Genomic DNA, 20,681 nt, shown 5'->3' with positions numbered 1-20,681 from the left:
GATCGACTTCTCCTCAGTTCAACCGCGACACTGACACCGAGGTGGCAGACAGCACGGCCGTGATGTACACAGACGCACCCGCTTCGATGGGTTCCACCGAACGGGCGTTGAGCTTCGTGATCTGGCCGGCCGCGACGATCCGCACTTCGCCGTAGCCGTCGGTCGGAATCGGGTTGATCACCACGGCCTGCCGGCCCACCAACGCAGGGGTACGGACCGTCGAGTGATCACCGCCGTGCCGAAGCCGGTGGGACAGCCAGCCGGCGCCGAGCCCGATCAGCAACCCGGCGACGAGGCCGCCGCCGATCGACCAACCGAGGCTGTCGGACAACCCCAAGATCAACGCGCCGACGAACCCGAACGCGCCGAGCAGTCCCGCAAGAGCTGCTCCCGACAGCAGGTCACCGGCGAAGTCGAACAACCCGTCGAGCAGGTCGCCGACGACCAGGAACAACAGCAGCAGGGCAACGCCGACACCACCGATGATCAGGAAGACGATCACGGCTCGACCTGCGAACCGGGCCGGTGGTGGGGCGGAACCATGCCCGAATCCTAGGGGTATTCAGGTCACCCCGTGGGCCGGCCGAGAGAACGATCCGTTAACCTCGCAACTCCTCAGACAAGTTGGCCCCGAGAGGTGGCGATCATGGCGCGACCGGAACGCGAGCCGCTGGCGCGGCGTGCCGCGGCGCAGTTGCTGGACCGGGTGCGCGCCGGGGAATGGGAACTCGGCCGGAAGCTGCCCGGGGAGACCACGCTGGCCGCGGAGCTCGGCGTCGGGCGTTCGACGGTACGGGAGGCGATCCGCGACCTGGCCGGCCGCGGGGTGCTGCAGCCGCGCCAGGGCGCCGGGGTGTTCGTGACCGCGGTCGACGTACCCGAGGACTGGGACGCGATGCTCCGCCGGGCCGGGATCCGGCAGGTGATCGAGGCCCGGATCGCGATCGAGTCCGAGTCCGCGGCACTGGCGGCGGCCAGGCGGACCCCGGCCGACGTACGGCGACTCCGGCGGGCCCTGGCCGACCGCGAGCTGGCCGAGCTGGCCGACGGCCGCGGCGACTCCTGCATCGCCGGCCTCGTCGACGCCGACCTGGCGCTGCACCGCGCGGTGGTCGCCGCCGCCCACAACGTGATCATGATCGAGCTGTACGACGGCTTCGTGCCGCGGCTCCGGCAGGCCATGATCGAACTGCTGCGGCTGCGCCCGCGGCGGCGCCCGCTCGATGATCATCCGGAACATGCCGCCCTGGTCGCCGCGGTGATCGACCGGGACGCCGTCGCGGCGGCGCGGCTGAGCCGATCACACCTGGACGCCCTGAAGGAGACCCTCGCGTGACCGAAACGATCTTGGCGCTGAGCGACGTGACCTTCCGTCGCGGCACGACCCAGATCCTGGACGGGATCGACCTGACCGTGCGGCCGGGGGAGCACTGGGCGCTGCTCGGCCCGAACGGTGCCGGCAAGAGCACCGTGCTCGGGTTGTGCGGGGCCCTGACCCACCCGACCACCGGAACCGTCGAGGTGCTGGGCCACCGGCTCGGCCGGGTGGAACTGCAGCGACTACGCCGGTCGATCGGTCACGTCGATCCCCGGCACCCGCTGCGGTCGCCGCTCAGCGTGACGGAGGTCGTGATCACCGGCCTGACCGGCACCGTCGAACTGCCCCTGCGCTGGGCTCCGGCGCCGGAGCAGCGGCAGCGCGCCCAGGAGTTGATCATGCTGGTCGGGCTCGCCGACCGGAGTGACGCCCGCTGGACCACCCTGTCCCAGGGCGAGCGCGGCCGGGTGCTGATCGCCCGCGCGCTGATGCCCGGACCGCGGCTGCTGCTGCTCGACGAACCGACCACCGGACTGGACGTCGCGGCCCGCGAGCAGTTGCTGGAGACGATCGACGAGCTGGCCCGGACCGGCGGCGATCTGGCCTCGGTCCTGGTCACCCACCACCTGGAGGAACTGCCCGAGTCGACCTCGCACGCGCTGGTGATCAGTCGCGGCCGGGTGGTGTCCGCCGGCCCGATCGCCGAGGCCGTGACGACGGCGACGATCAGCGACGCGTTCGGTCATCCGATCAAGGTCGAGCGCGCCGACGGCCGGTGGACGGCGCGCGCCGTACGTCCTCGTCGGCCGAGCCGCGACGCCGCCTGATCACGTCGCGCAGGGGTTGGGGACAATCGGACCGTGACCTCCTTCAGCCAGTACCCGGAACCCGACCGCACCCTGGTGCACCTGAGCGACACCCATTTCCTTGCCGATCATGGTCCGCTGTTCGGCCAGGTCGACACCGACCGCGGACTGCGGCGGGCACTGGACCGGTTGCGGGCCGAGCTCGGCCGGGCCGACCTGATCGTGATCACCGGCGACGTCGCGGACCGGGGCGAGCCGGACGCGTACGAACGGGTGGCGGAGATCGTCGAGCCGGCCGCCGCTGACCTCGGGGCCGAGCTGCTCTGGGTGATGGGCAACCACGACGAACGCCGCCCGTTCTCGTCGCGGCTCTGGGACGCCGCGACCGACGAAGCGCTCGACCGGACCCTGATGATCGGCGGGCTGCGGGTGATCGCGCTGGACTCGACCGTGCCGGGCTACCACCACGGGGAGTTGACCGATGATCAACTCGGGCGGTTGGCCGACACCCTGGCCGAACCGGCTCCGCACGGGACAATCCTGGCGTTGCACCACCCGCCGCTGCCGACCCGGGTGAAGCTGATGGGGCTGGTCGAGCTGCGGGCCGCGGACCGGCTGGCCGAGGTGATCACCGGCACCGACGTGCGCGCGATCCTGGCCGGCCACCTGCACTACTCGACCTTCGGCACCTTCGCCGGCATCCCGGTGTCCGTCGCCGCCGCGTCCTGCTACACGATCGATCCGCTGCCGGGCGAGCGACGGTTCGACGGCATCGACCGGAACCACGCGTTCTCCCTGGTCGACGTCTTCGCCGACCGGATCGTCCACTCCGTGGTGCCGATCGACTCCGCCGAGCCGGTCTCCGCCTACTCGGCCGAGTACCTGGCCGAGCTCGCCGCGATGACACCCGCCGAACGCGACGAGGCCTTCTCCCGCAAGACCCCGTGACGTCCTGAGCGGTCAGTCGTGCCGGACGAACCGCTTCACGACGTCGGCCTCGACCGGGCGCAGCACCAGCCGGAGCAGCCCGGCGAACGCCCAGCCGGTCGCGAGCAGGACGGCCTCCGAGGTGAGCAGCACCGTCGCGACGGCGACCACCAGCAGCGCGGCCAGCCCGAGGGTGGCCCGCCACTGGGCGAGCTCCGCCGCGGCCACCCGCAGCGCGTCCCTGGTCCGGAACGAGAAGTACGCGGTGACGGCGAGCAGGTGACCGCTCCAGAGGGCGAGGACGGCCAGCAGGACCAGGCAGATCGGCTGCAGGATCCGGCCGCCGGCGACCGTGTCGGCGTACTGGAGATTGACCGCGAGGACGGCGGCCACGGCCAGGACCGGCAGCCACCACTTCAGTGTGTCGACCAGGTTCGTCCGCAGCCCGCGCCACAGGGCGCGGCCGGGCGTGAGATCCGGCGACGTGGACCAGTCGCGCTGGGCGTACAGGGCCGCGGACAGGGCGGGCGCGACCGGCACCATGGCCGCGACGAACAGCACGGCGTTGCCGACGCTCGGAACCAGCAGCGTCCAGACGAGAAGGGTGGGCACGCCGAGCAGGGCGAGGAAGGCGCCGAGGACGAGGTAGCGGTAGACGAACGCGGCGGCCCGGGGCAGGAGGCCCCGTCCGATCTCGTCGGCCCGCTCGGTCATGATCATCAGGCCCCGTCGGCGTCCAGGTGGTGCACTGTTGCGTGCGCCACCAGTTCCCGGTCCAGGCCGGTGCTGCGCTCGGCACCGGTGAGGGTCCGGCGGATCACGGCATGGTGGTCGGCGCTGGACCGCGCGACGCGCAGCTCGACGTCGCCCGGTTCGACGATCCGCTCGCCGTCGATCCCGATGAACGAGGTCACGTCCGCATGCAGCTCGAACTCGACCCGCACCCGCGCGCCGGGTTCGACGGACACCCGCTGGTACGCGACGAGCCGCTGGTCGGGCCGGGTGACCTGCGCGACCGGATCGTGCAGGTAGACCTGGACCACGTCGTCGATCCGCCGGTCGTGCGGATTCTCCAGGGTGACCGCGATCGAGGTCGTCCCGTCGACCGGCCAGGCCGCGCCGGCATCGGTGACCGGCTGCCACCGCAGCGACCCGTACGAGAGCCCGTGCCCGAACGGGTACAGCGGAGTCGGATCGAGTCCGGAGACGCCGGACTTCAGGCCCAACGGGGGAGTGAGATAGGTCCCGGGCTGCCCGCCGGGGAGCCGGGGTACGGACAGCGGCAGGTGGCCACTCGGATTGACCTCGCCGGTGAGCACCTCGGCCACCGCCTGCCCGCCGCGCTGCCCGGGAAAGAAGGTCTGGACGACCGCGGCGCACCGGTCGGCGAGCGCCCCGAGCGCGTACGGACGTCCGGCCAGCAGCACCAGCACGACCGGGGTTCCGGTCGCCAGCACGGCCTCGGCCAGCGCCTGCTGCTCGCCGGGCAGCCGCAGGTCGACGGCATCGGATCCCTCGCCCGAGGTGCCGCGCCCGAACATCGCCGCCCGATCACCGAGGACGACGACCGCTACCTCGGCCTGTTGCGCCAGTTCGACGGCCGCGGCGAACCCGTCACGTCCGGCGTCGCTGACCGCGCAGCCCGCCGCCTGCCCGATCACCTCGCGCCGCGCGGCGAGCTCGGCGGACACGGTGGGGATGTCGAGGCCCATCCCCGAGTCCGGGTGCTTCACGCCGACGTGGGAGGGGAACGAGTAACAGCCGAGCATCGCGTACGGGTCGTCGGCGAGCGGGCCGATCACCGCGATCCGGCGCTCCGGAGCCAGCGGCAGGGTCTCGTCGTTGGCCAGCAGCACGACCGACTCGCGGGCCAGCCGGAGCGCGAGCTCGCGGCCCCGGTCGCTATCCAGGTCCACCTCGTCGTCCGGGGCCGGGTCGTAGTCGGCGTCGATCAGTCCCAGCGCGATCTTCTGTTCGAGCACCCGCTGCACGGCGCGGTCGACCAGCGCCTCGTCCACCTCCCCGGACCGGACGGCGTCGACCAGCGGCGGGCCGTACGCCGAAACGGTCGGCAGCTCGACGTCGATCCCCGCCCACAGGGCGCGGCCGGCGGCGGCACCGTCCGAGCCGGCGACCCGGTGCAGGGTGCGCAGGAACGTCACCGCGAAATAGTCGGCGACCACGACACCGTCGAATCCCCAGGTGCCGCGCAGCAGGTCCGTCAGCAGCCGCCGGTCGCCGGCGGCGGGCACCCCGTCGACCTCGGCGTAGGAGTTCATCACCGACCGCGCCCCACCGAGGCGCAGCGCCAGCTCGAACGGGAACAGGAACACCTCGGCGAACTCCCGCGGACCGGCGGCGACCGGGGCGTGGTTGCGCCCGGCCCGGGAACCGGAGTAGCCGGCGAAGTGCTTGAGCGTCGACACGATGCCGGCACTCTCGAGCCCGCCGACATAGGCCGCGCCGATGGTGCCGACCAGGTACGGATCCTCGCCGATGGCCTCCTCGACGCGCCCCCAGCGATAGTCCCGGACCACGTCGAGCACCGGCGCCAGGCCCTGATGGACGCCGACCGACCGCATTGTCGCGCCGATCTCCTCCGCCATCTCCCGGACCAGGTCGGGGTCGAACGCGGCGCCCCAGGCCGGCGGGACCGGATAGGCGGTCGCCCCCCAGGCCGCGAAGCCGGCCAGGCATTCCTCGTGCACCTGGGCCGGGATGCCGAACCGGTTGGCTGCCATCACCTGCCGCTGGGCGCGGGCCAGCGACCGGGCGCCGAGCCCGGGATCGACCGGCTGGGTGCCGAACGGACGGGTCAGCTGACCGAGCCCGTTCTTGATCACCTCGGCGAACGGCGGCACGTTCTGGGTCAGGTCACCCTGGTGCGGCGCGACGTCGCCGCCGGCCGCGTCGGCACCGACCCAGATCCCCACCAGCTGGCTGGTCTTCTCCGCCAGGCTCATCTCCGCCACCAGGGCGGCGGCCCGTTCGGCGACGCCGAGCTCGCGGTCGTGCCACGGTGCGCCGTTCTGGTCGGTCGCGGCATCCGGGCGGTCAGCTGACATGGTGATCGTTTCCGTTCCTCTGGTCGGGTCTGGTCGGTCCTGCGTTCCCGTCATCCCTTGATCGACCCGAGCATCACACCCGAGACGAAGTAGCGCTGGACGAAGGGATAGATGCACAAGATCGGGATCACGGTGAGGATCATCGTCACGGCCTGGATGTTCGACGACACCATCGCGGTCGTCGTACCGGCCGCGGCGGCACCCTCGGACGCCGTCGTGGAGGCGCCCGCGATCAGGTTCCGCAGGAACAGGGTGACCGGGAACAGCTCGCTCTTGTCGAGGTACAGGAATGCCGCGAACCAGTCGTTCCAGTAGGCGACCGAGTAGAACAGCACCATCGTGGCGATCACGGCCTTCGACAGCGGCAGTACGATCCGGACGAAGATCCCGAACCAGCTGAGCCCATCGATCTGCGCGGCCTCCTCGAGATCCTTCGGCAGGCTCTCGAAGAACGCCTTCATCACCAGCAGGTTGAACACCGAGATCGCGCCCGGCAGCACAATGGCCCACATGGTGTTCTTCATCCCGAGCGCGGAGATCAACACGTAGTTGGGCACCAGGCCGCCGTTGAAGAACATGGTGAACACGGCGATGCCGATCAGCGCGCTCCGGCCCCGGAGCTGCTGCTTCGACAGGACGTACGCGTACGTGGTGGTCAGCGTCATGGCGATGGCGGTCCCGACCACGGTGTACAGGACCGTGTTGGCGTAGTTGCGCCAGAACGTGCCGTTCGACATCACGGCGACGTACGTGTCGACGTTGAAGCCGACCGGCCAGAAGCTCACCTGGCCGGCCTTGATCGCGCCGGCCGAACTGAACGACTGGGCGAGGACCGTGATGAACGGATAGAGCATGATCGCGCAGAGCAGGACGAGCAAGATCAGGTTCAGTACGGTGAAGGCGCGGTAGCCGCGGCTGTCCTTCACCCCGGCGGTACGGGTCGTCGTCAGGTTGATCACCACAGGCTCGTCCCTACCACTCGGCGCGCGATGAGATTCGCGGACAGGACCATGACGAGGCCGATCAGTGCCTGGAACAGGCCGATCGCGGCCGCGTAACTGAGATTGTTCGACATCAGCCCGACTCGGTAGAGGTAGGTCGAGATGACGTCCGCCGTCGAGTACGTCAACGGGTTGTAGAGCAACAGCACCTTCTCGAACCCGACGTTGAGGAAGGTCCCGATGTTCAAGATCAACAGCGTGATCATCACCGGACGCAGGCCGGGCAGCGTCACGTGCCAGGTCTGCCGGAGCCGGCCGGCGCCGTCGATCTTGGCCGCCTCGTAGAGCGCCTCGTCGATCGAGGTCAGCGCGGCGAGATAGAGGATGGTGCCCCAGCCGAGCGTCTGCCACAGTTCGGAGCCGACATAGATCGTCCGGAACCACTCGGGCCGCTGGATGAACGCGACCTGGTCGCCGCCGAACGCCCCGATCACCTGGTTGACGGTGCCCTGCAACGACAACAGCTGCAGGACCATGCCGGCCACGATCACGATCGAGAGGAAGTGCGGCAGATAGGTGATCGACTGGATCACCTTCTTGAACGCCTTCTTCCTGACCTCGTTGAGCATCAGGGCCAGCACGATCGGCAGCGGGAAGCAGATGATCAAGGTCGTGCCGCCCAGAATCGCGGTGTTCGCAAACACCTTCCAGAACGACGGGTCCCCGATGAACATCTCGATGTAGCGCAGTCCCACCCACTGCTCGCCGAAGATGCTGCCGCCGGGCCGGAAGCGGCGGAAGGCGATCACGTTGCCGAGCATCGGCCCGTACTTGAAGATCAGGAAGAAGATCAACGGCAGCAGGGCCAGTGCGTACAGCTGCCAGTCGCGGCGTACCGCCTGCCGCCAGCTTCGCCGCCGGCGCCCGGTGGTCGCCGGGGGCCCGAGCAGCTCCGGTCCGGATCCGGTTCCGGCCGGACGGTCGGCCAGCGCCTCGCCCGGCCCGGACCCGGGCCCGGTTTCTGTTCGTGTGGTCACCATGGCTCGCCCCGTGTCCGCCGGCGGCTCAGCCGTTCTGCTCGACGAAACGCTTCCGCGCCCCGTTGAGCAGTTCGACGTAGTTCGGCAGGCCCTGGGCCTCCAGCTCCGCGACGTAGGCGTCCCACTCCTCGAGGTCGCGCTCGCCGAGGATGAACTTGAGCGTGTTGGTGTCGACGGTGTCCTTGAGCGGGGTCGCCATCAGCGAGGCCTGTTCGAGTTCGGTCTCGTTCAGCGGAGCCGGCGGGTACGGATCCCGCGGCTTGCGCGAGGTCAGGACGGAGTCGAGGTAGTCGACGAAGGCCGGCGCGTTGTACGACTCCTTGAGCGCCCGCGACTCGGTCGAATCCGCGAACACGTTGTTCGACCAGCCGAGATCCTTCTGCAGGTCGGTCTTGGCCTTGGTGTTGAGGTTGTAGCCGTCGAGCGAATACTCGGGCTTCAACGTGATCTTGCCGTCGGCGGCCTTGGTGTACGTCTCGCCCTCGACGCCCCAGCGCAGCAGCTCCCGCGCCTGCGGGTTGTAGTAGAGCCAGTCGAGGAACTGGAGCGTGGCCAGGAAGTACTCGGAGTCCTTCAGCTCGGAGTTGATCATGAAGCCGTTCCAGAAGTTGCGCGGTTCGACGACCTGACCGGCCGGCCCGCCGGGTGGCGCGATCTGCAGCACTTCGAACCGGCCCTTGCCGAGGGTCTCCTCCAGGGCCTGCGCGAACTCGATCGCGGTGCCGGCCGAGCCGGACGCCGCGAAGACCGTCTCGTTGGCGAACTTCTCCACCACGCTCCCGCCGCCGCTGCCGTCGTTCGACGCGGTCAGCGACTCGGTGTCGACCAGCCCGTCCGCCACCAGGCCGCGGAAGTACTCCACCAGCTGCCGGTACTCCGGCGCCGCCGCCGTGTACTTCAGGCCGCCCGCACCGTCGTCGACCATGCCGTCGCCGAACCCCCAGCCGGCCCGGGTGCCCCAGGCGTGGGAGGCGTAGTTGAGCAGCGACTGGGCCTCGAACCCGTCGGCGAGGGGCTTCGAGTCGGGGTACTTCTGCTTGATCTTCAGGAGCGCGGCCCGCATGTCGTCCCAGGTCTGCGGCACCCCGGCGCCGACCGCGTCGAAGACGTCCTTGCGGATGATCAAGGTGAAGACCGGGACCGACACCTCCTGCAGGCCGGGCAGCATGTAGGACTTGCCGTCGGACTGCTTGAGCCTGTCGATCATGCCCGACAGGTCCCATTCCTTGACGTACTTGGCGAAGTTGGGCAGGTGCTGGACGTAATCGCTCATCGGCAGGATCGCTCCGGAGGAGACGAAGGACTCCTCGTCGCCGGTGTACACCAGCGGGATCACGCTCGGCGCGTCACCGGCGCTGATCAACAGGCTCCGCTTCTCCGTCGCGTCGCTGAACGGGATGTGGGTGAGTTCCAGCTTGACCCCGGTGCGCTTCTCGAGCTCGGTGAAGAAGGTCCACGAGTCCTTGACCGGCACCTCGGGCCAGTCGGTCCACAGGACCGACAGGGTGAACGGCTCGGTCGCCTTGAACGGCGTGTCCGCGGCGAACCCCTCCATCGCCCCCTTGGACTTGCTCGCGAGATCGTCCTCGGGGCTTCCGGTGTCCTCGGTGCTGCAGCCGGCCGCGAGCGCGAGGCCCGCCGCCGCGACCGAGTATCCGAGGACCTGACGGCGGCTGGCCCGCAGCGGCCGCAATCCGAACGCGTCTGACATGGCTCTCCTCATTGAGATGGATGGCTTTCGCCGATCAGTGAGCGGCAAAGGAAAGTTTCGGTGAAGAAGCGATACTTTCATCGAGATTAGGAGTCGTCCTCGACCAGTGTCAAGGTCGTGGCGGCGCCTCAGAGATCTCAATTTGAGGCGCATAGCCGCAGCCGTTCGACTCCAGGTAGGTCAACGAAAGTTTCGGGCCGGGATCGGGGGATCGACTGGAACTCCTCGAAAGTTTCGGTACGATCCCGGAGGGCGGACCAGCCCGCGAGCGAAGCATCCGGAATGTCGAGGAGGACCATGGCCGGCAAGCGCCCCCGCATCACCATCGCCACCATCGCGGACCAGGCAGGCGTGTCGATCCCGACCGTGTCGAAGGTGCTCAACGGGCGGGGCGATGTCGCGCCGGCGACCCGGGAACTCGTCGAGGCGCAGTTGCGCGAGTCGGGCTACCAGCGCCGCCGCGCCGCGGCACCGAGTCCGGTGCCGATGATCGATCTGGTCTTCCACGACCTCGGCAACCCGTGGGCCGTCGAGGTGATCCGCGGCGTCGAGGAGGCCGCACGGGACGCGAACGTCGAGGTCGTCCTGTCCGAGTGCGGGGCCAGTCGGCGGCCGCGCCAGGAATGGATCAACTCCGTGCTGATCCGCCGGCCGGCGGGCGTGATCATGGTTTTCTCCGACCTCGCCCCGGACCAGCGGGCACAGCTCGATGCCCGCCAGATCCCTTATGTGGTGGTGGATCCGATCGGCGAGGAGGACGAGTCGGTCGCGTCGATCGGCTCGAACAACTGGAGCGGCGGCCGAGCGGCCACCCGGCACCTGATCGAGTTGGGGCACCGCCGGATCGGCGCCATCAGCGGGCCGACCGACACGATCTGTGCCCGGGCCCGGATGGACGGGTACGTCGACGCGCTGCGTCGGGCCGGGCTGCCCGATGCGCCGGAACTGGTCCGGGTCGGCGACTTCAGCGTCGAGGGCGGCTACCGGTGCGCGCGCGACCTGCTGGCGCTGCGGGACCGTCCGACGGCGATCTTCGCCGGCAGCGATATGCAGGCCCTCGGGGTGCTCCGGGCGGCCCGGGAGCTCGGCTGGGACGTGCCGCGGGACCTGTCGGTCGTCGGGTACGACGACCTCCCGTTGGCGTCCTGGGTCTGGCCCCAGCTGACCACCGTCGCGCAGCCGCTGCTCGAGATGGCCGGCCAGGCCACCCGGCTGGTGCTCGCGATGGCGCGCGGCGAACAGCCGTCCGTCCGCAAGATGGACCTGGCGGTCCGGCTGGTCGAGCGGGAGAGCACGGCGGCCTGGGTCGAACCGGCGCCGGTCGAGGGACGGTCCTGAGCCGGGTGCTCGTGATGATCACTGGTACGGATCGACGATCGGGCGGAGCTCGGCCAGCGTCGCCTTGAGCTGAGCCATCCGGCGGGAGCCGAGGTGCCGGGTCCATTCGGCGTCGATCTCGGCCTCGACCCGGCGGGCGATCGCCACCACCTTGCGGCCCTTGCGGGAGATCCGGACCAGCCGGGCCCGGGCGTCGGACGGGTCGACCACCCGCTCGACGTACCCTGCGGCCTCGAGCCGATCCACCAGCGCGGTCGCGGTCTGCTTGGCGACCTGCGCCTGCTCGGCCAGCTCGCTGAGCCTGGTCCCGTGGGGTCCGATCCGCGCTGCGATGCGGCCCTGCGCCACGGTCAGGTCGGAATAGCCGGCCGCCTGCACCGCTTCGATGACCCGGGTCTCGACGGCGCGGGAGGCCACGAACATCAAGACTCCGACGTGCGGTTGATCAACCACGTTCGCCCCTTGTGATAGTCCCACGATCGAACTAAATTAGTCCCATTATCGTACTAGTTGCTGCGGTCCGGGTGGGAGTGGGTGACGGTCGTGGACGAGAAGGACGAGCTGTGGGCGATGATCGACGCGCAGCGGGAGGTGACCGCGACGCTGCTCGATCAGCTGACCGAAAAGGAGTGGTCGCGGCCGTCGCTGTGCGCCGGCTGGACGGTACGCGATGTCGCCGCGCATCTGACCCTGCAGCAGGTCGGCTTCGGTGAACTGGTCGGGAGCCTGATCCGGCACCCCGGAGTTCTCGGCGGGATGAACCACATGATCAACGGCATCGCCCGGATCAAGGCTGCGGCCGAACCGACAGGCAGCTTGATCAGGGAGATCCGGGGGATGATCGGATCACGCCGCCACAACGTGGGCGTCACGGCAGAGGAGACCTTGATCGACATCGCCGTGCACGGTCAGGACATCGCCGTACCGCTGGACCGCGAGCTGGACCTGCCACCGGCGACCGCCGCCCGGGCCGCCTCACGGGCCTGGTCCTACGGTGCCCGCGGCAAGGCGGCGGTCTTTGCCAGGATTCCAGTCTCCGGCTACCGCCTGGTGGCGACGGACACCGAGTGGGAGCGCGGCGACGGCCCGGAGATCCGCGGACCGATCGCCGCCCTGCTGCTCCTGATCACCGGGCGCCGGGCCGGACTCACCCGGCTGGTCGGCCCCGGCGCCGACCGGCTCCGGGCCGCCACCGGCGGACCGTCGCGACTGGCCAACTGAAGCTGGGCCTACCGGGCGGCGGCCCCGACATAGTCGGCGAGGTGCTGCCCGGTGAGCGTGGATCGGTCGACGATCAGTTCGGCCGGCGTGCCCTCGAAGACGACGCTGCCGCCGTCGTGGCCGGCACCGGGACCAAGATCGATGATCCAGTCGGCGTGCGCCATCACGGCCTGGTGGTGTTCGATCACGATCACCGACTTGCCGTCGTCGACCAGCCGGTCCAGCAGCCCCAGGAGCTGCTCGACGTCGGCCAGGTGCAGGCCGGTGGTGGGCTCGTCCAGGACATAGGTGCCGCCCTTCTCGGCCATCCGGATCGCCAGCTTGAGCCGCTGCCGTTCGCCGCCGGACAGGGTGGTCAGCGGCTGGCCGAGGGTCAGGTAGCCGAGCCCGACGTCGGACATCCGGGACAGGATGGCGTGCGCGGCCCGCGTCTTCGCCTCGCCCGCGGCGAAGAACACGTCCGCGTCCGCGACCGACATCGCCAGCACCTCGCTGATGTTCTTCCCACCCAGCTGGTACTCCAGCACCTCGGCCTGGAACCTCTTGCCGCCGCACTCCTCACAGATCGTCGCGACCCCGGCCATGATCGCCAGGTCGGTGTAGATCACGCCGTTGCCGTTGCAGTTCGGACAGGCACCCGACGAATTCGCGGAGAACAGGCCGGGCTTGACTCCGTTGGCCTTGGCGAACGCGGCCCGGATCGGGTCCAGCAGGCCGGTGTAGGTGGCCGGGTTGCTCCGCCGCGAACCGCGGATCGCCGTCTGGTCGACCGACACCACCCCCGCGTTCTTCGGGATCGAGCCGTGGATCAGGGAGCTCTTGCCGGAGCCCGCGACGCCGGTGACCACCACCAGGACACCGAGCGGGATGTCGACGTCGACGTTGCGCAGGTTGTGCCGGTCGGCGCCGCGGATCGGCAGCGTCCCGGTCGGCTTCCGGGTGGTCTCCTTGAGCCGGGCCCGGTCGTCCAGGTGCCTCCCGGTGAGGGTGTCGCTGGCGCGCAGCGCGTCGACCGTACCCTCGAAGCAGATCGTGCCGCCCGACCCGCCGGCGCCCGGACCAAGATCAACGACATGGTCGGCGATCCGGATCGTCTCCGGCTTGTGCTCGACGACGAGGACCGTGTTTCCCTTGTCCCGCAGGCGAAGCAGCAGATCGTTCATCCGCTGGATGTCGTGCGGGTGCAGCCCGATGGTCGGCTCGTCGAAGATGTACGAGACGTCGGTCAGGCTGGAACCGAGGTGCCTGATCATCTTCGTCCGCTGCGCCTCACCGCCGGACAACGAGCCGGACGGCCGGTCCAGGCTGAGGTAGCCGAGCCCGATCTCGACGAACGAGTCGAGGGTCTGCTGCAGGGTCTTGAGCAGGGGAGCGACGGCGGGATCGGCCAGCTTGCGGACCCACTGGGCCAGATCGCTGATCTGCATCGCGCACGCCTCGGCGATGTTGATCCCGTCGATCCGGGACTCGAGTGCGGCCTGGTTGAGCCGGGTGCCGTGGCACTCCGGGCAGGCGGCGAACGTGACCGCTCGCTCGACGAACGTGCGCAGGTGCGGTTGCAGCGCGTCCTTGTCCTTCTGCAGGAACGACTTCCGCACCCGGGGGACCAGGCCCTCGTAGGTGAGGTTCATGTCGCCGACCTTGACCTTGCACTGGTCCTTGTGGAGGAAGTCGGCCAGCTCCTGCTCCGTGTAGTCGCGGATCGGCTTGTCCGGATCGAGGAACCCGGACTCGGTGTAGATCCGCACCTGCCAGCCGTCGACGTTGTAACCGGGGATGGTCAGCGCACCCTCGCGTAGCGACTTGGTCCGGTCGAACAGCTCGTCCAGGTCGATCTCCGTCGCCCTACCCAGGCCTTCGCAGCGCGGGCAGGCGCCCGCCGGGAGGTTGAAGCTGTAGTGGAAGGACGGGCCCGCGCTCGGCCGGCCGAGCCGGCTGAAGACGATCCGCAGCATCGCGTTCGCGTCGGTCGCGGTGCCGACGGTCGACCGGGAGTTGGCACCCATCCGCTCCTGGTCGACGATGATCGCCGTCGTCAGGCCCTCCATCAGATCGGTGTCGGGCCGGTCCAGGCTCGGCATGAAGCCCTGGACGAAGGTGCTGTAGGTCTCGTTGATCAAGCGCTGCGACTCGGCCGCGATGGTGCCGAAGACGAGCGAGCTCTTGCCGGAACCGGACACGCCGGTGAACACGGTCAGCCGTCGCTTGGGGATGGCGACCGAGACGTCCTTGAGGTTGTTCTCGCGGGCGCCGTGGACGTGGATCAGGTCATGGGAATCCGCCGGATGCATGGAGCAGACCGTAGCCGCGACCACCGACAATTCCGGTTCCAGGCGGGCGTGCCGCCGGCCGCCGGCGGCGTGTCGTCGGGCTTCCGGAAAATCCAAGCCGACTGTCGGAGGGTCGGGGTAGGTTCGGGCTCGCATCGGGAACCGCTGCGCTTCCTTGACCTTGACCACACTTGAAGTTCTACGGTGCCATTCCGCACCGATTCTTTTGACGAGGAGACCATGACCGAGACCGAGGTCGTCGCCGTTCCGGCCAACTGGCGACGCAACCTTGCCCTCTTCCTGTCCGGCCAGACCGTTTCCCTGTTCGGCTCGATGATCGTGCAGTACGTCGTGATGTGGTACGTCACGCTGGAGACCCAGTCCGGGATCGCCGTCGCGCTCTACGCGGTGGCGGCCTTCGCGCCGCAGGGGATCGTGTCGATCTTCGGCGGGGTGCTCGCGGACCGGATGAACCGGAAGGTGCTGGCCATGTCGGCCGACATCGGGATCGCCGCGTCGACCCTGGTGCTGGCGTTGCTGATGATGAACGGGGTCACCGACCTGTGGATCATCCTGCTGGCCGTCGGCGTCCGCTCGTTCGGCGCCGGCGTGCAGACGCCGACCGTCCAGGCGATGATCCCGCAGCTCGTCCCCGGTGATCAGCTGATGCGGGTGAACGGGATGTTCCAGACCATCCAGTCGGTCATGTCCTTGCTCGCCCCGGCCGTGGCCGGGGCGATCTACGCGTTCGCCGGGATCGTGCCGGTGTTCTTCCTCGACGTGGTGACCGCGGTGATCGGCGTCGTGCTGCTCGGCCTGGTGACGGTGCCGACGCTGGCCCGGGTGACCGAGTCGACGACGACGTACCGGCAGGATCTGGTGGAGGGGATGCGCTACATCGTCGGCCATCGGATCGTCCGCTGGTTGCTCGGGGTGTTCGCGATCTTGTTTCTGCTCACCGTCGCGCCGTCGTTCCTGACCCCGCTGATGGTGGCGCGCAGCTTCGGCGACGAGAAGTGGATGCTGGCGGTGCTGGAGATCGTCTTCAGCGTCGGCATGATGCTGGGCGGCGTCCTGGTGTCGACGATCCTGGCCAAGAAGAACCCGATGCGGTTGATCTTGATCGCGACGTACGGGTTCGCGCTGTTCACCATCCTGCAGGGGCTGGCGCCGAACCTCTGGGTGTTCTACGGCTTCATGTTCGCGTTCGGGCTGATGGTGCCGCCGTTCTCGTCACCGTTCATGACCCTGTTCCAGCGCACCGTCGAGCCGGAGAAGCACGGCCGCGTGTTCAGCTACGTCGGGATCGTGATGGCACTCGCGACACCGATCGGGATGGTGGCCTTCGGGCCGCTGGCCGACGTGATCAGTGTGCAGCTGCTGCTGATCATCGCGGGCACCCTGACCATGATCGTGATCACCATCGCGATCATGCTCCCGTCCGGCCGGGCAGCGCTCTCCGCCGCCCGGGAATCGAACCCCGACGAGGATTCCGGCGCTCCCGCGGACCCGGATCCGTCCGCCTCCGATCCGTCCCGCTCCGATTCCGATACGCCGGAGCCGGAGACCCCCGCGACAGTTCGCTGACCGGCCTGCCGTCCGGCGTCCGCGGCCGGCGGCTCCAATTTCCTGCCCACTTCGTGGACCCACCAGAACAGTTAGTTCAGCAGATTAACTATAATGTGGCTCCGGGAGGTGCCATGGGGAAGCGGCAGAGCCGGCGTGACGCGGTGCGGACACTGCTCCGGGCCGGGCGGATGTTGGACCGGGTGAACACCGGCCTGACGCCACCGCAGTACCGGCTGCTTTCGCTGCTCGCCGACGGCACCGAACGCTCGACGGCGCTGGCGCAGCGCCTGACGGTGTCCAAACCGGCGATCAGCGCCGCGGTCGAGTCCTTGACCGCGGCCGGGTTCGTCCGGCGGCGCAGCGACGAGTCGGACCGGCGGATCACCTGGCTGGAGATCACGACGGACGGCGAGACGGCGCTGGCCGTGGCCGACGACGCACTGGTGCGGCGCCTGGACGAGGTCCTCGAAGGGCTGGACGACGCCTCGGCGGTGTTGACCGCGTTGGCAGCCCTGGACGAGGCGATGGAGAAAAATCGGGAGGAACGACGGCGTGCTCGACAGGCGTGAACAACCCAACTCGGAGCCGAATCCACCGCAGGACGTGACCACGGGCGAGGCACCGCCGGGTTGGATCAAGCGGCTCGCCCGCTACTGCCTCCGGCATCCGGTGTTGTTCACGGTCGCCTTCGGCGGTGCCCTGGTCGGCATGGCCGCGAACGCGATCTCGCCGCTGATCGTGCGCGAGGTCGTCGACGACGTGATCTTGACCCAGGCGCAGCCGATGCTGCCGTGGATCATCGCGTTGATCGCCGTCGGTCTGGCCAACTTCGGCGCCGGTTTCATGCGGCGATTCCTCGGTGGCCGGCTCTCGATCGACGTCCAACATGATCTTCGCCGCGAAGTGTTCGCCTCGCTGGAACGGATGGACGGCCGCAGCCAGGACGAACTGCCGCCGGGCCAGATCGTCAGCCGGTCAATCTCCGATCTCAACCTGGTCCAGGGCCTGCTCGGCATGATGCCGGTCATGATCAGCAACGTGCTGCTGTTCATCGGCTCGGTGATCATCATGTTCACCCTGTCGGCGCCACTGACCCTGGTCGCCCTGTTGGTCGGGCCGGCGCTGTGGTGGATCGCGATCCGCGGCCGGCGCACCCTCTTCCCGGCGAACTGGGACGCCCAGCAACGAGTCGGCGAGGTCGCCGGCGTGGTCGAGTCGGCGGTCACCGGGGTCCGGGTGGTCAAGGGCTTCGGCCAGGAGGAACAGGAACTCTCCCGGCTCGACGACACCGCGCAGGGTCTGTTCGGCTCCAGGACCCGCACCATCAAGCTGAACAGCTTCTACAACCCGCTGATGCAGGCGATCCCGGCACTGGGCCAGGTCGGCATCCTCGGCGTCGGTGGCTGGATGGCGCTGCACCAGCAGATCACCCTCGGCACCTTCCTCGCGTTCTCCACCTACCTCGCCTCGATGGTGGCCCCGGTCCGGATGCTGTCCGGCCTACTGACCATCGGGCAGCAGGCGAAGGCCGGGGTGCTGCGGGTCTTCGAGGTGATCGACGCGAAGCCGGACATCGTCGACGCGCCGGACGCGACGACCCTGCCGGACCGCCCTCTCGACGTGACCTTCGACCGGGTCAGCTTCGGCTACACCGAGGACCAGCCGGTGCTCGACGAGGTCAGCTTCACCGTGCAGCCGGGGGAGACGCTGGCCCTGGTCGGCACCGCCGGTTCGGGCAAGTCGACCGTGTCCCTGCTACTGCCGCGCTTCTACGAGGTCGGCAGCGGTGCGGTCCGGATCGGTGGCCAGGACATCCGCGACGTCACGCTGGAGTCGCTGCGCGGCTCGATCGGGATGGTCTTCGAGGACAGCTTCCTGTTCTCCACCACGGTCCGGGAGAACCTGGCGTACGGGCGCCCGGACGCGACCCAGGACGAGATCGAGGCGGCCGCCCGGGCCGCCGAGGCGCACGACTTCATCATGCAGTTGCCCAAGGGCTACGACACCGTCGTCGGCGAACAGGGCCTCACCCTGTCCGGCGGCCAGCGGCAGCGCGTCGCGCTCGCCCGGGCGCTGCTGACCGACCCGCAGGTGCTGTTGCTGGACGATGCGACGTCGGCGATCGACGCCCGGATCGAGGCCGAGATTCACACGACGCTCCGGCGGGTGATGGCCGGCCGGACCACCCTTCTGGTCGCGCACCGGCGCAGCACCCTCGATCTGGCCGACCGGATCGGGGTGCTGGACCGCGGCCGGCTGGTCGACATCGGCACCCACGAGGAACTCGAGCGCCGCTGCCCGCTCTACACGATCCTGCTCACCGGCCCGGAGGACCTGGACCGGCTCGACGAGGACGAGGTGAACGCCGAGGTCGAGGGGCGGGCACCGGCCGCGGCGGAGCCGGAACCCGAACCGGAACCGCAGGTGGACGGCATCACCCCGTCGGCCTGGCGCGAGCCCGACCTGACCCCGGAGGAACAGGCGCTGGAGCGCGCCTACGGCCTGGTCGAACGCAGCGGCGGCGCGATGGCCGGCGGCGGAGCTCCCGGCGGGATGGGGATGCGGGCCGGCGGCGGCGGTCGCGGCATGGGTCCGATGGGCTCGATGGTGGCCGCGTTGCCACCCTCGCCGGAACTGCTGGAGCAGGTGGCGAAGTTGCCGCCGGTCACCGACCGGCCCGAGGTCGATCCACGCCACTACCGGCAGCCCGATCCGGCGTTCCGGTTCGTCCGGTTGCTGCGGGTGTTCCGGGCGCCGCTGCTGATCGGCCTGATCCTGGTCGCGGCGGACGCCGTGGCTCAGTTGATCTTGCCGGCCGCGGTCCGGCTGGGCGTCGACCAGGGCGTCACCGAGGACCGCGGCGACGTGATCATCATCGCCGCCGTGCTCGCCTTCGTCGTCACCGTCGGTGACTGGCTGGTCCAGCGGGCCCAGATCCAGGTGACCGGTAAGAACGGCGAACGGATCCTCTACCTGCTGCGGATGAAGCTGTTCGCGCACCTGCAGCGGCTCGGGCTCGACTTCTACGAGCGCGAGATGGGTGGCCGGATCATGACCCGGATGACCACCGACGTCGACGCGCTCTCCACCTTCGTGCAGACCGGGCTCGCGACGGCCGTCGTCAGCCTGTTGTCCTTCTTCGGCGTGCTGGTGGCGATCATCGTGATCAACCCGTCGCTGGCCCTGGTCGTGCTGGCCGTCCTGCCGTTGGTGATCATCGCGACGTTGATCTTCCGGGCCAGGTCGTCGAAGGCGTACCAGATCTCGCGGGAGCGGATCAGCATCGTCAACGCCGACCTGCAGGAGAACGTGGCCGGCGTCCGGGTGGCCCAGGCCTTCCGGCGCGAGGCGCGCAACGCGGACACGTTCGGGAAGCTCTCCGAGAGCTACCGGGTCGCCCGGGTGCGCAGTCAGCGCTACATCGCCACCTTCTTCCCGTTCATCGCGTTCGTGTCCGACCTGGCCACGGCCCTGGTGCTGCTGTTCGGGGCCGGGCAGGTGCACAGCGGCGCCCTGACCGCCGGCGGTCTGATCGCCTTCATGCTGTACGTGACGATGTTCTTCTCGCCCGTCCAGCAGCTGTCCCAGGTCTTCGACGGCTACCAGCAGGCGGCCGTCGGCCTGCGCCGGATCTCCGAACTGCTCCGCACCCAACCGTCGACGCCCGAACCGGCGGACCCGGTCCCGGTGCCGAAGCGGATCGCCGGCGAACTGGAGTTCGACGACGTCGTGTTCAGCTACGGCGGCGCCGACGAGCCGGCCCTGCGCGGGATCTCGTTCCGGGTGCCGTCCGGGCAGCGGGTCGCCGTGGTGGGGGAGACCGGTGCCGGCAAGTCGACCGTGATGAAGCTGCTGGCCCGCTTCTACGATCCCGGCGACGGGTCCGTCCGGGTCGACGACGTCGATCTGCGGTCCTACGACCTGGCCGGCTACCGGCATCGGCTCGGCTACGTCCCGCAGGAGGCCTACCTCTTCTCCGGGACCATCGCCGACGCGATCCGGTACGGCCGCCCCACCGCGACTCCGGCCGAGATCGAGTCGGCCGCTCGAGCGGTCGGCGCGCACGACATGATCCGGGAGCTACGGCACGGCTATCACCACCAGGTCGGTGACCGGGGCCGCAACCTCAGCGCGGGGCAGCGGCAGCTGATCGCCCTGGCCCGGGCCGAGTGCGTGCAGCCGGATCTGTTGCTGCTCGACGAGGCCACGGCGGCGCTCGACCTGGCCAGCGAGGCCGCGGTGACCCGGGCAGCGGACCGGCTGGCGCAGCGGCGGACCACGGTCGTGATCGCACACCGGCTGACCACGGCGGCCCGCGCCGACCGGGTGCTGGTGCTCGATCACGGCAAGGTGGTCGAGGACGGCACGCATGCCGAGCTGTTGGAAGCCGACGGCACCTATCGCCGGCTCTGGCAGGCGTTCGCCGGCGACCTGGTGGACACTCCGTCCCGCTGATCCGGCACGGAGCCGGACCG

The 20,681-nt window shown here is 69.5% G+C and carries 16 protein-coding genes; 8 read left to right on the top strand and 8 right to left on the bottom strand.

Features of this window, described 5'->3' with window-relative positions; all coding sequences use genetic code 11:
* Positions 1-13: 13 nt before the first annotated feature.
* Complete coding sequence (locus ACFQU4_RS26180) at positions 14-502, bottom strand: NfeD family protein (protein WP_377497672.1); 489 nt, start codon at positions 500-502, stop codon at positions 14-16.
* Positions 503-646: 144 nt separating this feature from the next.
* Between ACFQU4_RS26180 and ACFQU4_RS26175 the strand changes: the two genes are divergently transcribed.
* Genes ACFQU4_RS26175 through ACFQU4_RS26165 form a run of 3 tightly spaced genes read left to right on the top strand, consistent with a single transcriptional unit; the run spans position 647 to position 3,072 of the window.
* Positions 647-1,336 carry a FadR/GntR family transcriptional regulator gene (locus ACFQU4_RS26175; protein WP_377497670.1) on the top strand — a complete coding sequence of 230 codons (690 nt, stop codon included), beginning with the start codon at positions 647-649 and terminating at the stop codon, positions 1,334-1,336.
* On the top strand, positions 1,333-2,145 hold the full coding sequence (locus tag ACFQU4_RS26170) for an ABC transporter ATP-binding protein (RefSeq protein ID WP_377497668.1): 813 nt from the start codon (positions 1,333-1,335) through the stop codon (positions 2,143-2,145). The genes ACFQU4_RS26175 and ACFQU4_RS26170 overlap by 4 nt, the downstream gene beginning before the upstream one ends.
* 33 nt (positions 2,146-2,178) lie before the next feature.
* Positions 2,179-3,072: a phosphodiesterase gene (locus tag ACFQU4_RS26165; protein WP_377497666.1), complete on the top strand. Its 894-nt coding sequence runs from the start codon at positions 2,179-2,181 to the stop codon at positions 3,070-3,072.
* 12 nt (positions 3,073-3,084) lie between these two features.
* Here the strand turns inward: ACFQU4_RS26165 and ACFQU4_RS26160 are convergent, their stop codons facing one another.
* From ACFQU4_RS26160 to ACFQU4_RS26140, 5 genes are read right to left on the bottom strand one after another with little or no spacing between them, the layout of a single operon-like run.
* Positions 3,085-3,771 (bottom strand): hypothetical protein, encoded by a 687-nt coding sequence (locus ACFQU4_RS26160; protein ID WP_377497664.1) that lies wholly within the window; start codon positions 3,769-3,771, stop codon positions 3,085-3,087.
* Positions 3,771-6,116: a glycoside hydrolase family 3 N-terminal domain-containing protein gene (locus ACFQU4_RS26155; RefSeq protein WP_377497662.1), complete on the bottom strand. Its 2,346-nt coding sequence runs from the start codon at positions 6,114-6,116 to the stop codon at positions 3,771-3,773. Before ACFQU4_RS26155 ends, ACFQU4_RS26160 begins: the two co-directional genes overlap by 1 nt.
* Before the next feature lie 50 nt (positions 6,117-6,166).
* The gene (locus ACFQU4_RS26150) at positions 6,167-7,075 is read right to left on the bottom strand and encodes a carbohydrate ABC transporter permease (RefSeq protein ID WP_377497660.1); all 909 of its coding nucleotides are present in this window, start codon (positions 7,073-7,075) and stop codon (positions 6,167-6,169) included.
* On the bottom strand, positions 7,072-8,097 hold the full coding sequence (locus ACFQU4_RS26145; protein ID WP_377497657.1) for an ABC transporter permease: 1,026 nt from the start codon (positions 8,095-8,097) through the stop codon (positions 7,072-7,074). Before ACFQU4_RS26145 ends, ACFQU4_RS26150 begins: the two co-directional genes overlap by 4 nt.
* A 25-nt stretch (positions 8,098-8,122) precedes the next feature.
* The gene (locus ACFQU4_RS26140; protein ID WP_377497655.1) at positions 8,123-9,808 is read right to left on the bottom strand and encodes an extracellular solute-binding protein; all 1,686 of its coding nucleotides are present in this window, start codon (positions 9,806-9,808) and stop codon (positions 8,123-8,125) included.
* Between the two features lie 297 nt (positions 9,809-10,105).
* Here ACFQU4_RS26140 and ACFQU4_RS26135 point away from each other — a divergent pair, with 297 nt between their 5' ends.
* Positions 10,106-11,146: a LacI family DNA-binding transcriptional regulator gene (locus ACFQU4_RS26135; protein WP_377497653.1), complete on the top strand. Its 1,041-nt coding sequence runs from the start codon at positions 10,106-10,108 to the stop codon at positions 11,144-11,146.
* An 18-nt stretch (positions 11,147-11,164) separates the two neighbouring features.
* On the opposite strand, the gene ACFQU4_RS26130 is transcribed toward ACFQU4_RS26135, so the two are convergent.
* Positions 11,165-11,599: a MarR family winged helix-turn-helix transcriptional regulator gene (locus ACFQU4_RS26130; RefSeq protein ID WP_377497651.1), complete on the bottom strand. Its 435-nt coding sequence runs from the start codon at positions 11,597-11,599 to the stop codon at positions 11,165-11,167.
* A 90-nt stretch (positions 11,600-11,689) separates the two neighbouring features.
* Here ACFQU4_RS26130 and ACFQU4_RS26125 point away from each other — a divergent pair, with 90 nt between their 5' ends.
* On the top strand, positions 11,690-12,367 hold the full coding sequence (locus tag ACFQU4_RS26125; protein WP_377497649.1) for a maleylpyruvate isomerase family mycothiol-dependent enzyme: 678 nt from the start codon (positions 11,690-11,692) through the stop codon (positions 12,365-12,367).
* Positions 12,368-12,375: 8 nt separating this feature from the next.
* Here the strand turns inward: ACFQU4_RS26125 and ACFQU4_RS26120 are convergent, their stop codons facing one another.
* Positions 12,376-14,658 carry an ATP-binding cassette domain-containing protein gene (locus ACFQU4_RS26120; protein WP_377497647.1) on the bottom strand — a complete coding sequence of 761 codons (2,283 nt, stop codon included), beginning with the start codon at positions 14,656-14,658 and terminating at the stop codon, positions 12,376-12,378.
* Between the two features lie 219 nt (positions 14,659-14,877).
* Between ACFQU4_RS26120 and ACFQU4_RS26115 the strand changes: the two genes are divergently transcribed.
* The 3 genes from ACFQU4_RS26115 to ACFQU4_RS26105 all read left to right on the top strand — a co-directional run bounded on the left by ACFQU4_RS26115 (position 14,878) and on the right by ACFQU4_RS26105 (position 20,661).
* The gene (locus tag ACFQU4_RS26115) at positions 14,878-16,224 is read left to right on the top strand and encodes an MFS transporter (RefSeq protein ID WP_377497645.1); all 1,347 of its coding nucleotides are present in this window, start codon (positions 14,878-14,880) and stop codon (positions 16,222-16,224) included.
* Between the two features lie 113 nt (positions 16,225-16,337).
* Positions 16,338-16,775, top strand: a complete 438-nt coding sequence (locus ACFQU4_RS26110; protein ID WP_377497643.1) for a MarR family winged helix-turn-helix transcriptional regulator — start codon at positions 16,338-16,340, stop codon at positions 16,773-16,775.
* Positions 16,776-16,809: 34 nt separating this feature from the next.
* Entirely contained in the window at positions 16,810-20,661 is a 3,852-nt protein-coding gene (locus tag ACFQU4_RS26105; protein WP_377497641.1) for an ABC transporter ATP-binding protein, read from the top strand.
* Positions 20,662-20,681: the final 20 nt, after the last annotated feature.

The sequence above is a fragment of the Microlunatus sp. GCM10028923 genome, from assembly GCF_042666975.1.
Lineage (GTDB): Bacteria > Actinomycetota > Actinomycetes > Propionibacteriales > Propionibacteriaceae > Microlunatus.
Note: the sequence above shows the minus strand (reverse complement) of the source record. Positions and strands in the feature narration are given on the sequence as shown.